Source organism: Paenibacillus sp. A14, from assembly GCF_036864815.1.
GTDB classification, from domain to species: Bacteria; Bacillota; Bacilli; order Paenibacillales; family Paenibacillaceae; genus Fontibacillus; species Fontibacillus sanfengchensis.
The window spans coordinates 121,831-134,895 of the sequence record NZ_JBAGJD010000009.1 but is presented as its reverse complement, the minus strand read 5'-3'; the positions used below and the strand labels follow the sequence as shown (position 1 = coordinate 134,895).

Annotated in this window: 17 protein-coding genes; 1 reads left to right on the top strand and 16 read right to left on the bottom strand. The window is 54.0% G+C overall.

The genetic code is table 11. From position 1 onward, the window contains the following. From V4U88_RS21170 to V4U88_RS21150, 5 genes are all read right to left on the bottom strand, one after another. Positions 1 to 1,104, bottom strand: coding sequence for a DgaE family pyridoxal phosphate-dependent ammonia lyase (locus V4U88_RS21170; protein WP_334075241.1), 1,104 nt, complete (start codon positions 1,102 to 1,104; stop codon positions 1 to 3). Further along, on the bottom strand, positions 1,070 to 2,182 hold the full coding sequence (locus tag V4U88_RS21165) for an amidohydrolase/deacetylase family metallohydrolase (RefSeq protein WP_334075240.1): 1,113 nt from the start codon (positions 2,180 to 2,182) through the stop codon (positions 1,070 to 1,072). Before V4U88_RS21165 ends, V4U88_RS21170 begins: the two co-directional genes overlap by 35 nt. A gap of 73 nt (positions 2,183 to 2,255) precedes the next feature. Then, positions 2,256 to 3,821: a DUF4127 family protein gene (locus V4U88_RS21160; RefSeq protein ID WP_334075239.1), complete on the bottom strand. Its 1,566-nt coding sequence runs from the start codon at positions 3,819 to 3,821 to the stop codon at positions 2,256 to 2,258. 143 nt (positions 3,822 to 3,964) lie between these two features. After that, a complete protein-coding gene (locus tag V4U88_RS21155; RefSeq protein ID WP_334075238.1) occupies positions 3,965 to 4,192 on the bottom strand; it encodes a hypothetical protein in 228 nt (75 codons plus the stop codon). Continuing rightward, complete coding sequence (locus V4U88_RS21150; protein WP_334075237.1) at positions 4,182 to 4,394, bottom strand: hypothetical protein; 213 nt, start codon at positions 4,392 to 4,394, stop codon at positions 4,182 to 4,184. Before V4U88_RS21150 ends, V4U88_RS21155 begins: the two co-directional genes overlap by 11 nt. A 155-nt stretch (positions 4,395 to 4,549) precedes the next feature. Here V4U88_RS21150 and V4U88_RS21145 point away from each other — a divergent pair, with 155 nt between their 5' ends. Next, a complete protein-coding gene (locus V4U88_RS21145; RefSeq protein WP_334075236.1) occupies positions 4,550 to 4,681 on the top strand; it encodes a hypothetical protein in 132 nt (43 codons plus the stop codon). Positions 4,682 to 4,732: 51 nt separating this feature from the next. Here V4U88_RS21145 and V4U88_RS21140 read toward each other — a convergent pair whose 3' ends face one another. From V4U88_RS21140 to V4U88_RS21090, 11 genes are all read right to left on the bottom strand, one after another. Beyond that, positions 4,733 to 5,299: a hypothetical protein gene (locus tag V4U88_RS21140; RefSeq protein ID WP_334075235.1), complete on the bottom strand. Its 567-nt coding sequence runs from the start codon at positions 5,297 to 5,299 to the stop codon at positions 4,733 to 4,735. Between the two features lie 51 nt (positions 5,300 to 5,350). Then, entirely contained in the window at positions 5,351 to 6,196 is an 846-nt protein-coding gene (locus V4U88_RS21135) for a glycoside hydrolase family 25 protein (RefSeq protein WP_334075234.1), read from the bottom strand. After that, positions 6,174 to 6,623, bottom strand: coding sequence for a phage holin family protein (locus V4U88_RS21130; protein ID WP_334075233.1), 450 nt, complete (start codon positions 6,621 to 6,623; stop codon positions 6,174 to 6,176). The genes V4U88_RS21135 and V4U88_RS21130 overlap by 23 nt, the downstream gene beginning before the upstream one ends. Positions 6,624 to 6,715: 92 nt before the next feature. Then, on the bottom strand, positions 6,716 to 7,399 hold the full coding sequence (locus V4U88_RS21125) for a hypothetical protein (RefSeq protein WP_334075232.1): 684 nt from the start codon (positions 7,397 to 7,399) through the stop codon (positions 6,716 to 6,718). Between the two features lie 32 nt (positions 7,400 to 7,431). Then, positions 7,432 to 8,916 carry a phage tail protein gene (locus tag V4U88_RS21120; protein ID WP_334075231.1) on the bottom strand — a complete coding sequence of 495 codons (1,485 nt, stop codon included), beginning with the start codon at positions 8,914 to 8,916 and terminating at the stop codon, positions 7,432 to 7,434. After that, positions 8,897 to 9,532, bottom strand: coding sequence for a YmfQ family protein (locus V4U88_RS21115; RefSeq protein ID WP_334075230.1), 636 nt, complete (start codon positions 9,530 to 9,532; stop codon positions 8,897 to 8,899). The genes V4U88_RS21120 and V4U88_RS21115 overlap by 20 nt, the downstream gene beginning before the upstream one ends. After that, positions 9,525 to 10,643 (bottom strand): baseplate J/gp47 family protein, encoded by a 1,119-nt coding sequence (locus tag V4U88_RS21110; protein WP_334075229.1) that lies wholly within the window; start codon positions 10,641 to 10,643, stop codon positions 9,525 to 9,527. Before V4U88_RS21110 ends, V4U88_RS21115 begins: the two co-directional genes overlap by 8 nt. Next, a complete protein-coding gene (locus tag V4U88_RS21105; protein ID WP_334075228.1) occupies positions 10,643 to 11,101 on the bottom strand; it encodes a DUF2634 domain-containing protein in 459 nt (152 codons plus the stop codon). Before V4U88_RS21105 ends, V4U88_RS21110 begins: the two co-directional genes overlap by 1 nt. Continuing rightward, positions 11,094 to 11,465, bottom strand: a complete 372-nt coding sequence (locus V4U88_RS21100) for a hypothetical protein (protein WP_334075227.1) — start codon at positions 11,463 to 11,465, stop codon at positions 11,094 to 11,096. The genes V4U88_RS21105 and V4U88_RS21100 overlap by 8 nt, the downstream gene beginning before the upstream one ends. Beyond that, positions 11,455 to 12,426, bottom strand: coding sequence for an XkdQ/YqbQ family protein (locus tag V4U88_RS21095; RefSeq protein WP_334075226.1), 972 nt, complete (start codon positions 12,424 to 12,426; stop codon positions 11,455 to 11,457). Before V4U88_RS21095 ends, V4U88_RS21100 begins: the two co-directional genes overlap by 11 nt. Continuing rightward, entirely contained in the window at positions 12,423 to 13,064 is a 642-nt protein-coding gene (locus V4U88_RS21090) for a LysM peptidoglycan-binding domain-containing protein (protein WP_334075225.1), read from the bottom strand. Before V4U88_RS21090 ends, V4U88_RS21095 begins: the two co-directional genes overlap by 4 nt. Position 13,065: the final 1 nt, after the last annotated feature.

Here is a 13,065-nt window from a genome sequence, read left to right as displayed (position 1 = left end):
TCACTTACCTCCCGTCAATTTTCGGATTTCGGACTCGATCACCTGGATGTCGTCCCCCAGCAGAGGCCGGGGATCTATATCGAAATACCCCTGTCTTACCCCGTAATCCCGCGTATATATGGCGATGTCCCCCTGCTGAAGAGCCGCGGCGACTTCCTTGGCGGATACGCCGACGGCCGCCGGATCGATATGAACGCGCCCGCGGTAAATGGCCCGTCCGGCTTCATCCTGCACGATCGTCACCCGGACCCCGGGAATGTCGTTCAGCGCCATCAACGCTTGCAGCGACGCTTTTTCCTGTTCGCTCTTATCTTCTTTGACCATGTATTCATCCAGGGCCTGCAGAAGACCGAAGATCGTTTCCTTGCCGACCTTCATACTGCGCCCGATGGCATGCAGCTGCACCTTGAGCCAGTCGATGTATTGAGGCTTCCCGGCCACGATGCCCGAGGTGGGACCTTCGATCGCTTTGGAGCCGCTGTAAATCGCCAAATCCGAGCACGCCACATACTTCCGCAAGTCCTCTTCGGCCGCCGCGTCGACGATAAGGGGGACTTCTTTGTCCTGAGCCACCTGCCAGGCTTCTTCGACGGAAATCATGTTTTTCTGGACCGTATGATGGGATTTCACATACAGGATCGCCGCGGTATTGTCGTTCACGGCGTCGGCGATATGCTCCGCCTTCCCTTCATTGGCATACCCGACTTCCACCAGCCGGCCGCCTCCCAAATGAACCATGGTCTCGACGGGTGCGCCGTACTGCACGTTGTGTCCCTTGAGCAGGATAATTTCATTGCGGATGATGAATTCCTGGTGCAGACGTTCACTGAGTCGCCGATTTCCCCGCGTGACGAGCGCGGCCACGGAAAGAGCGATGCCGCTGGACGCCGAATTGACGACGACGGCCGCCTCGGAGCCGATCTTGTTCGCGATGTAATCCCCCGCCTTATCCACCAGATCGGCGATTTCGACATAGCTTTGTCCGCCTTGCTTCATGGCTTCCATCACCGTATCGCTCGGCGCGGACACGCCGAGAATACTCATGCGCCCGCTGGCGTTGATCACGCGCTTAAGGCCATATTTCGCATTCCATGAATTCCCCATTCATCACAACTCCCTTGGCTCGAATAATTTGCTTCGCCTGCCGCTCTTCGCCTTCCGAATCGCGCAGCACCGCCGGGCCTTCGTCCAGACTGAACAGCGTCAGGTTGGCGGTCTCTCCCACGCGTATGCGCGCAAGCTCCGGTTTGCCCAGCCAGGCCGCGGCCCGCGTGGTCACCATCGCGATGACTTCTTCCAAGGGATATCCCAGAAGAAGAAATTTCGACAGCACGCTGCTCATGCTGTACACTGGCCCGTTCAACCGGTTGCCGCGATAGATGTCGGTGCTGATCGTGTCCGGCGCTATGCCGTACCGCTTGGCCGCTTCCGCCACCCGAAAGGAAAAGCTGGCCGTACCGTGCCCCACATCCAGATGAACGCCCCGCCGGATCGCGTCGACCAAAACCTGAAGTGGACGACCCTCGGCATCGAACAGATTGTTCTTCTTCCCATTCAAATAATGCGTGATGATATCTCTACCCGCCAAAAGCGGAACGACCTCCCGGATATCCGGCGGCCCCGATCCGATATGGACCATCAGCGGCAGTCCCGTTTCCCCGGACAGCTCCCGCGCCGCGCGCAGCGGCGCTATGCCGCTGTCTCCGACCACGCTCCGGCTGATGCGGGCCTTCAGTCCGACGATGAAATCCCCGGCGGCATCAACTGCTTGGTTGATTTTTTCCCGGTCGATCCACTCCATCCGCGACAATTCGTCGACACGGCTCAGACCGATGCGCGAAATATTCAAAAAAGCAAACACCCGCGTCTTCGCCCGCTCCCCGTCCTTGAGGAGGTCGGCGATCCGGTCCGCCCCGCAACTGCCCGCGTCCACGATCGTGGTCACGCCTTGGCGGATACCGATCTCATCGATCTCGTCGCCGTAGGGGTCGAACTCGGGAAACGCATGAACATGCATATCGATCCAGCCGCTCGACACGTATAACCCTTGGCCGTCCCGTTCCTCCGGAGCGCGGCCCTGACCGGGCCCCGTGATCTCCGCGATCCGGCCGCGGTCGATCACGATATCGACCTCTTCCCCGCCGACTCGCTTTACGCGGCGAAGCACCCATGAATCTCCCATGATATTCACCTTTTTCTTTTATAACATTATAATGTTTAATTTAGCATGAGGGGTAACCGAAGTAAATATAACGTTATAATGTTTGAGATTGCAGTTCCAAATCAAAGCCGATCTCAAACATTCGGGTCCAAGGAAAATGCAGACGGGCCAAACGGATCTCTCCATCCCGAATACCTTGGAAATATTCCGCCGTCAGCCACTTCATCTTCACTTCCAAAATCGTCTGTACCTCATCCAGGCAATGACCTATCTCGTAGTAGCTCGCGTTCAGCCCGGGCAGATCATTCTTCAGCATGTCCTGGCGGACGAGGGATTGATAAATAAAATCCTCCACGAGTCTTTCATAATAAAATTTCCGGCTTTCCCGGAACGTTTCGATCCCGGCTGTCTGTTCCGGATGCTCCAGATAGTAAGAAACGATGACGAAATGGGCGATGACCGTGCCCAGGGCGTTGCCCGAGGTGTTCCAGCCCGCATAGGCCGTTAACCGGTCCAGCAGTCCTTTGCTCCTCAGCAGCCCGATCAGCACCGGATCGCCGCCATTGCAGGTCGCCACATCGCCCAATGCGACATGTTTTCCTTTCCGGAGATAGTTTTCCGCGGCCTCCACGATTTCGCGGTACTGAATCTCGGAGAAATACGAACGGTGCCGCTCCCGGAAAGGGATCTGCTCCGCCATCCCCGCCTGGTCGACGGCCGGCGAATGGACGATCAGCACCAGCGGCGTTTCGCCGGAATGATCCGCCAGCACGGCACCCGCCGCGGTCAGATGGGATTTAACGCTCTCGTTCAAGCTCCGGTCCTCGTATTTCGGCTTGATGAACGGTCCTTTTGTCGAAGAGTAACGCACGAAAATTTCCGGCTTGTGCCCCTTGATCTCGCAAAAAATATGCGAAAACATCGTGCACCCGACCTCATCGGCGCCGGGATAGATCATAACGCGGTCCATGATGCCCAGCTCCCAAGCCCGGCCGATCATAAGCTGCTGTTCCTTCGGGGAAAAACCGTACTCGGAATTGTCGTCCAGCGGAATGACCAAATGGTCGATCACGCCCTGGCGCGCCAGCTCCAAGGTATGGTGATTTACCTGCTGGTTGACCTGCCTGCGCCCGACGAAATCATTCAGATATTCCGGGGGAATCAGGGCCTTTACCCGTTCCAGCTCCTCCCGCTCCGCCTCGCTAAGGCGGTCCCGCTCCTCTTTGTCGCTTAAAAAGCTGTATTTAAAAATTTGCCCGCCGTGAAATTTGTAATAGTCCGGCTCTTCCTCGTCCTTATTGTTGTTCGGCACCCGCATGATCAGATTGAAGGCGTGAATCCGCAGACCGGGCCGGAGCTTCTTGATTTCCCCGAGCACGGACAAGCGCTCCAGACATTCCTCGAAGGTCAGGTGATGCAGGCGCGACGGGACGATGCCTCCATAAACCAGCAAGTCGATCGACACGAGCAGATAGTCCGCATCCGCGGCTTCCTTCAAAAGCCATTGCCGCACCGCCGCCGTATCGGCCGGTTTCTTTTTTTGCCCCAGCAGCCGGATGTCCGGCGCAACAAGCTGCAAATCGGTCATCCCCGCAAGCCGCTGCGGAAACCGGCAATTGCAGGGTCTTTCGTCCAATGGCAGATAAACCAATTTTGACATGAGTGCGCTCTCTCCCTTTCACTTAGGAAATTAATCGTTTTCATTGCAGTGTACGCTTACTGCTATCTTAGCGCTCCCGGCAGCAAAGAAATATCCCACTCATTTACGAAAATATCCAAAAAATACTGAGGCCGGAGGGAACCTCAGAGAGATCCCCGCTCAAAAGCCTCCAGCACCAGAATGTCCTCCAATTCCGGCGGATTCGGCCAATGAATGTAGCGTTCCCGCTCCAATTGACGCAGCCCTTCGAGGATGTCTTTTTTGCCCCGGCCGGTCATCCGCTCCAGTTCGCCCATCATCGGCATCCTTCTGCGTTGGATGGTGAAATTAAACAAGATGCGCAGCAGCTTGCGCTCAAGATCAGGAAGCATGGCTTCCGCCCCCTTTCGCCGGGGAACAGGCCAGGATTTGACTCGCCCGGAAAGCCCGGGGAGCCCCGCTGGTCAAGCAAGTGGCCCGCACCAAATCGCCTCTGACCGCATGAACTTCAATCCGCCGCTGCGACACTTTGCCCTTCCGGTCCAGGTAGATGATCTCTACGATTCGTCCGATGTATTTTTCCACGCGTCTCATCTCTAAATAAGAACATTTGTTTGTATTATATGCGAACACACGTTCTTTATTCAACAAGAAAAAATCACCGGTTCTTCCGGGAATTCCTTGAGCCGCCATGATTCCGTTTAAAAACACGAAGATTAACTTAAGTTAATTAAAAGGAGTTGAGTGGAATGGGAAAGTGGAAACCCGGTGAACGATACCGCAGTTGGGGAAAAGCCGTCCTATGGATCAGCGCGTTTGCCATTTTGCTGGGCTGCGGATATGTAATGTACATTTTGTTTTCAGTGTACTGGGGAGATTAAACGTGGAGAAGGCCCGTCCTTACATAAGGGGGGGCCTCCTGTTCTGTTTTGTTATATGATCCGTTCTTTACTTTTGTTGAGTTCCTCGTACATGAACTTATAGAAGCCCAATACTTCCGGACTTTTGGGAATCAGCAGCAGCTTTTGTTCCAGCTTCTTGTTAAATTCCCTCGTCATACCTTCTCTCCCGTCGAGAGAAAAAAACTGCGCCAAAGCCACTTCCCCCTGCGAGTTGATAAAGGAAATGTTGTACGGAAAGATCCATCCCGTCTTTTTCTTGACGTCCGTTTGTTTCTTAGTGACGGCATAGTCCTCGAAAAATCCCTTGTGGAACGTCGTTTTGGCGGACTCCTCTTCCACGTAGTAGTCTTTCCTCACCACTTCAGCGGATGCGGCAATGATATTCTTGAGCGGGATTTTAAAAATATTCTCCACCACCCACTTATGCCCGTTCTTTCTACCTTCAACCACATTCAAAAACTCTTCGTCAAAAAACAGCTGCAGCTCATTTTCCGGGTATTTAACCGGCAAACCGGAAACGATTTTCACATAAGTATACTTGGACACGACGTAAAAGCCCCCCCAACCGATCATGCATCCTTTTTCCAAATTATACACGACGGTTGGCGGGGCTGTCTTATTTTTTTGTCACTTGTTCGAATTTTCGCCTCAGCTTTGCTTCAATGCCGACAATATTTGCTGCCGCAGCCGGTTGACCGCAACCGCGGCCTCCTCCCGAGTTAACGGCGCCCCGGGGCGTTCCCCGTCAAAGATGCCGCATGCTTTCGCTTCGGCCCAGTCTTTGGCTGCCCAATCACTGACCTGCTCAATATTGCGTTCCTGTTTGGAAATATCATTCTCCTCCTCTTGCCGTGGGTTATTGAGAGCAGCGTATGCTCCCTTCAATTCCTCCACTGATCCGCGGTACACGTTTAAATCGACATGCCCGCCAATTCCGGCGATCCGCCCGCTGTCGCTATACTGCCAAAAATCCCACTTCTTCCAGGCCGGAACATCATAGGGTACAGCAGAGCTGTAGCGCGCGATCCAAAGCGGATAGCTTTGCAGCGTTTCGTCAAACTGTTGGGCGAACGCATTCCCCGTATAAATGATCGGGCGGATGCCGATCAGACGCTCCACCTCGGACAAAAATGCCCGGGCAATTTGGTTGATCTGCGGTCGGCTTAACCCTGCGGGGTTGTTTTCGTAGTCCATGACGGGCGGGAGTGTAAAGGGCGTGCCTACGCCTTGCAGGGTTCGCACAAAATGCTGCGCCTGCTTCCTCGCGGCTTCGGGCGAGACCGCGTCCACGAAGTGATAGGGGCCGGTAAGCAGCCCCGCCTTGTGAGCGCCCGCGGCGTTGCCGCGAAATTTCGGGTCGACCCAGGCCGTTCCCTGGGTCGCTTTGATAAATGCGAAGGAGATGCCCGCGGCCTTCACCTGCGGCCAATCGACCTCCCCCTGCCAATGGGAGACGTCGACGCCGCGCGCGTTACGGTTGCTTTTTACCTGCATGATCCTTGGTCCCCTCCTCGCTGTTTTCTCCGCTTTTGGATTGAAAAATCTTCACGGCGCTCCGCAGCACCTCCGGCATGGGAATCCCCATCCGCCCCACGTTTTCGATGATGGACAGCAGTTCCGTCGCCAAATAAAAAAAGATCACGGCATCCCGGATATAATTTCCCTCGCCCAAAATCCCGTCAATGAGATTGGCAATGGCGACCAGGATAAAAATCGTGACCTTGCGAATAATGCCTTCATGCCCGATCCGGCTGCGCAGCTCCCCGTTCATCCAGGCGGCGATCCAGCCGGTAATCCAGTCGGCGATGACGAAGACTAGTAGAACCTGGAGGAGAAGGGTCCAACCGCCGACCATGTAACCCATCATCGCTCCAACAATAGAGGCTGTGCTGGTGGTGAAGTAATCTAAGTGGTCTTTCATGTCGGTGGCCTCCTTGGGATTAGTGGAAAAGAAAAAGCCCCCTGAATGGGAGCATCCTCAATTTTATTCTGCAAAACAGTGTACTGATGCACCTACTCAATTGCCCACCATGTGACATTATTTGATGTGCCATCTGCGTGAAAAGAACCTTCTGTGTCTTTCCTATAAAGGGATAATGTAAAACCATTAGAGTTAAGTACCATATTAAAACCAAAGCTAACTGATCCATTTTTATCAGCATAGTTCGATGGACTAATAACATCAGGAACATACAAAATTAATGTAGTAATCCCATCACCACTCCTATTGTGGAAGAAGACTCTTGTCCAAACAAAGACTAAAGAGGGTCGGAAGTCGAGTGAATTTACTACTACTCGGGTCCCTGACAAAGTCTGACCTGTAGCTATATAATCAGCACTTCTTAATGTTCCAGTAGCTAACCTTTTTCCTGTAGGAATTTTCCAAATCTTCTCGGATAGTTGCTTTAACGTTTCGCTCCCTGATGCCGGAACTCCTTTGTCAGTAATGGCGGAAGCGACAGCGTTTTTCCCATCACTGACATTTGTAAAAAGCTCATTGATCGCAGCTACAGCATTGGATTTATCCGTTGTCAATAAACCTGAAAGAGGGCCAACCGCGTCATCAACCGTACTTTTCAAAGCTATATCATTCCCTGTTGCTGGAGCCGCTACCTGAGCACGCCCCATACTATCTTTAACAACCAATCGACTTGTTGCTAAACTATCCAATTCCTGCAAAGTTATCCCCTTCGCCATATTTATCATCCCCACGTTTTTTTTATCCACAGTTAAGTTCCAATTACCGTACAACTACTCAACCTATAATCATATTTGGAAGCCCCGGAGGAAATACTAAAGGTAACCCCATTATCATTAAAGACCACATTTTCAACATAGCCCGAAAAAGATAAACTACTATCTCGCTCCGTCTTAACGTCTCCTCTAAATCCGCCAATTGAACCCTTATCCCTTGAAAAAACAACCGCACCCTCACCATCTATACGCGTCCAATAAGAAGTTCCTTTTGTAAAATACATGCTTATTCGCACCATAATGATTTCAGGTTTAAACGGCAGATTTGAGATTGAGAAAGGACCGGGACCAACCTCACTAAAACTCACGGTTTGAAATTGAAGCCCTGTTCTAATTTGTGCTATTTTTTCTGCAAGCTGAGCGTTTGTATCAGAAGGAGATGCCGAAACACCCTTAGAGGCAATTGCTGCAATCATAGCATCTCTATCAACCGTGGTTAATCGCTCCAAAGCCCCTTGAACTCCAAACAAAGCCACATCTTTTGGGAGGTTTGTAGGGGTGAGAGCCGGATCACCTACTACATATCCGCCACCATTGTGGTAACCCATAGGGATCGCCTGATTCATCGTAGAAGGTGTAATCACAACTCCTCCTCTATTAGGCATAGTTCCCGTAAAGGATCCATTTAGATTAGACGCTGTTTTACCTTCCAGTAATTCACTTGCGCCCGCATTTCCAGTAGCCTTAATAATGGTGGCCATTTTATCTATCAACAAATCCCAGCTCTCCGAAGCGGATGCCGATATCCCTAAGGCAACAAGCGCGGCAACCACTTCCGCTTTACGCTCATTGCCAGCTTGAAAAACCTCATTCAGTTGCGCTTCCAAACCGCTTACCCGGTTCATCGGCACAGTATCTACGGCCAGAACGGCTCCGTTAATTGCCCCGTCCGAACCAATAGGCACATTTTTGAATACCATCATCATCAACTCGGTCGACGCGGCTACCCCAGACAAAAGGGTGATTTGGGCCCGCCGGGTAACCGTGCCCGATTCATCTCTGACCGTGTTGGATATCGTGTACTGTGTCGAGTCCAGGAAGGCCCTATTAATCGCAAGAAGTAAGGTGTCCGTGTTCGCATCAAAAAGGTCCAAAGGAATTTCAAAAACCGTCTGATTGTCAACGGTGGCTACGACTTTCAATGGATAACTTACCAGTTTGGGAATTCCCGTTTCCGTCACCAGTCCAATCTGCTGATCCGTGTAAGACTTGGCTTCCAGCGTAGCGTCCTTAACGGCTTTTGGTGTGGCGGCCATATCCTCAGCGCTGCTGTTTGTAGCATTGGAAAGTTGGACCTTCCCTTTCTCAGTCAAAGAAGCATCGGGAATGCTTACATTCCCCACCGCCGCATCAATCTTATCCCAGTTCTCATTCAGCATCGTCTCAATATTAAACGTGTCATTCCCGTCCGCGACGGGGTCTTTTTTCAATAAATCAAGGTTAGGCGTTTTGCTGGCCAAGGGAACCACCTCCTGCAAATTTGGATAAAGGGAGCTGCTGCATCTCGCTCAATGTTTTGACGCCGTGAAGCTCTTTGATCACCAAATAACTGAATTCATACTCTACCGCCAGATGCGCCGGCTTGATCTCCTCGATCATCGCCCGCAAGTCGTCCAGATTCGGCGGAATGCCGATCGTATCGATGAACTTGATAGTGAAACTCCACTCGGAAGGCGCGAAAGTCACGTCGACCGTTCCGCCATCATAGGCTTCCGCCACGTTTTTCACCAGGCGTCCGGAGAATTGCCCCGCCCCGCGCAGCTTGGACTCCACCAGAGCCCGCCGCTGCTCCAACGGCTTTTCCCTGTCTGTGGCCAAACCCAATTCCTGTTCCCATCGATCCAGCCCCCAGGTCGCCGTCCGCACAAAAAACTGATCCAACGTCTCATTCAGCGCCCGATAAAGCTCATCCAGTTCAGCGCCCTTCGCGTTTATATCCGAGCTCATCACTCGCGAGTTTTCATAGTATCCCGGCAAAAATGAAAACATCTCGCGCCCCAGAGGACTGGAGATTTCATGGACGCTCCCGGTTGCCGGGGCAACCGCCGCACTCGCCGTAACTCCCGCACTACTCATGAACTTCCACCGTCCCCGGCACGGCGACCTGCCCCGGCAAAATCTCGATGTTCGCATCCGCCTTGCCGTTCACCGTCAGGTCGGTATAATCGATGATCGGCGGTATATCGAGCAGGATCGCCGCAATCCGCGTGAATCTCACCAGCGGATCGGCAAAAGCGAGCAGTTTCAAATATCCCCGCAAACCGCTTTCGATCTGTGCTTTGACCTCCGGCAGGGTCACCCCGCTGGCCAGCGTCAGCTTCACGGAGATCGCGATCGGCACCTCTTCCGCGGCCATCACCGTCACGACGGGACCTGCCGGAGCCATGCCTTCGCCCTGACCATCCATCGTCGGATCGATATGCTGCTGAGCCGCGGCCACGATTTCAGCGTTCGCCGCCCGTTTGTCCGCGTCCAGCAAATAAATCCCGACGGTGCCCGGGCCTTTCCAGAGCGGCCTGACCTGCACCCCGCCCACGCCGGGCACTTCGCCGGCCCATTTCATGTACTGCGCCTTGTTGCCACTGGTGCCCTGATTGCGGACCTGGGCGTAAAAACGCTCCAGCAGCAGCTCATCCGATTCCGTATTGGCGCCGCCGCGCGTTTCCTCCGGGTTGACCACGGCAGTAATCCCGCTGACCGGCGTTGACATCAGCGTAATGACGCCCGCCGGAACGACGCCCGAACGCCCGGGCACCAAAGCCCGGATGGGAGCGCTCCCCGTTCCGTCCGTCGCCAAAGTCACCGGCTGCGTCGTCTCATACTCCACGGACGGCTCGTTCGTCGCTTCGTCCGCCGGTGTCAGGACAACGGTTCCCGCCAGAACCAGCGTCCCCGGGGCGCCGGTGAAGCGAACCGTCCCGACCGCGGCCACGGCAGCCCTCCGGGCGACCCCGTGTTCCGCCGCGCGCAAATCGAGGTACGACCCGAAGGTCGTCCCCGCGAAACCGCGCTGCAGCACCTGCTGCGCCCAGCCTGCGGCTTCCGCCAGCACAAAGGCCACCGGGGCCTGGGCGTCCCAAATAAAAGAGCCCTCGGATTTGTCGATATCCGAAGGCACCCTCGCCAGCATCCGCTGCATAATATGTTCTTCCGTTTGTTCCTGCAAAAATAATGGCAGCTCCGTCATCAACTCACGCTCCCTTCCAAAACTATCGCTTCTTCCTGAACATTCATCACCCGGCAGGAAAACCGGCATTGCTCTCCCGCCCAGTCAAAAACAAACCCTTCCACGCTTGCCGTGCGGGGATCGACCATTAACGTTTCCCTGGCGATCCGCTGAATCTCGCTCTCCTGAACGGCCCGGCCGTATCCTCTGCCGATCAGATCCTCGAATTCCTGTCCGTAATTCCGCGAATAAATAAGATGCCGATAGCGCGGTGTCCGGATCGCCTTTTGGCACCACATCACCCAGGCTTCCGTGCTGTCGGCCGGGGCAACTTTTCGCGAAGGCGTCAAGACGAACTCCCCCCGGTCAAAGTCAAACCGCCAGCTTCGTCCGAACGGAACCCGCTCATCCGCCGGCTCCTCCCCGGCTCCATCGGCGGTCCAGGCCTGCTCCGCATCCACCGGAAAAAGATTATCCACCCACGCTCACCACCTTGCAAAGCACGACCGCATCATGTCCTCCGTTCAGCGGAATGACCAGCACTCGGTCTCCAGGTTTGTAGACCGGATTCAGGACCGCTTCTTCCGTTTCTGAGGGCTCGAATATGAACCGTTCCTTTTTTTCAGTCACGCCTCCCGTCCACTTCAACTCAGGCAGCTTTAAAGTCCCCGGAAACTCCGCCACAAAGTAATCGCTAATCTCATGTTTGAAATGGTCCAGCTTTAGCCCCGAAGAGGTAATCGTACCCAGCTCGGCTGCGGTTCCGGAGATGGCTTCCTTCGTTTTGCTCCAAGCCTGTTCGCGGAAAGCGGCGGCCAGAGCCGCATAAGGATCAGTGCCCAAGAAAATACCTCCTTTTCACATCTTCATACGTAGCCAACTCCAGCGTCATATGGCCCGGATCGCCGAGTTGATGGCTGACCGAAGTCACGATCAGGTCCAGGCCGTTAAAATTCACTTTGTCTCCGGCCCGAACCGTATTAAGATCGATGCAGGATACGCTGTAAGTCAGACCTTTGCCGGTAAGCAGCGATTTGGCCAGTTTTTTGGCGGCGTCCGCCGTTTTGACATCCTCATCCTGAACAATCCGCTGCAATACCCCATACTCGGTGGTTTGTCCCGAGGCGATGGCCAGCACCTTGGAAGGAGCGTTTTCCCCGGCTGACGAACCCAGCACTTTCACCCGGGTTACCGTTTCCTCCAACGTCCGGCTTTGTGTTGCTTCCTCAATCCCTTCCAGCCTCCAAACGGTTTTGTTCCCGCCGATCTTGAACAGCTCAAGCCCGGCAGACGTCATCCGCGGGATGAACATGTCGCCTCCCGATTTTACCGTTTCCCTCAGGTCGGCCATGATCATGCTGTAGATCGTTTGCGCCCGGTAAACGGCCCTGTTCAGCTTGGTTTTCGTATCGGGGACGGACGCCAGCTTGATGCTCCAATTGGAGGCATGCTGTTTTAACCGCTGAGAAGCAGTTCCTCCTTTGGCAAAAAGACACTCGTCCTCCGATTTGGCCAAATAAATCGTGCGGTCATACACGGTAAGATTCATGTGTTTCGTCTGGCCGGCCGTGCTGCTGCAATCCCAAACGACCCCCGGATGCAAAAGCGGCACCCGGTTCGAAGAGCCGAAAGGCACGCCGCTAATCCGAAGTTCGTGGCCGGGTTCGATTCCCGGAAAATTCGTCGGAACTTTCAAGGTGATGGAAGCCTGATAAGCGATCTGGTCGAGCGAATCGCTCAGCGTTATGCTCTCGACCAGTTCGCGCAGATAATACTTGTTTTGTAGCACCACCTCATAGCTCATGAAGGCATCACCAGCTTTTGGCCCGGCTTGATTTTGTTCGGGTCCTTCCCGATGGTCTTGGCGTTGGCGTTATAGATCGCCTGCCATTTGGCGCTGCTGCCAAGCTCCAGCTTGGCGATTTTCGACAGCGTGTCCCCGGTTTTCACCGTATACGTTTTGGGCTTTGGCTTCGTGTCTGGGCGGCTGGCTTGCCTCGTCGACTTTCCCGCTGCCGCTGCCGCATTCGTATGAACCTTCATGTCGCGCCACGTCCGTGCAGTCAGTTCAAAATAAACATCCCCCGGTTCCCCGCCTTTAAACGTGGTATTATGGGCCGAGACCATGACCAGCACATTGACCGCCGTCCCCGTGATGATCAGCCGCACCGGCTGTTTACTGTTCATCATCTTGGTTAGGAGGTTCATCGCTTCCTGAGGATCGGGAATCTCACTATAATTGCAGTATCCTGCATCATACACCGCCGGAAAAAAAGAAGAGAAGGCGATTTCCTTCACCTTCTCACCTGCGGGAAAGTCGTATTCTCCAAGAGACAGAATATTGACAGTCTCCAGGGCCTTCCCCCGGGATATCGTGATTTCCTCGGGATTGACGGGGAAATGAAAGACATTTCCCGCGCCATCCTTCAATTGAATTTCCATG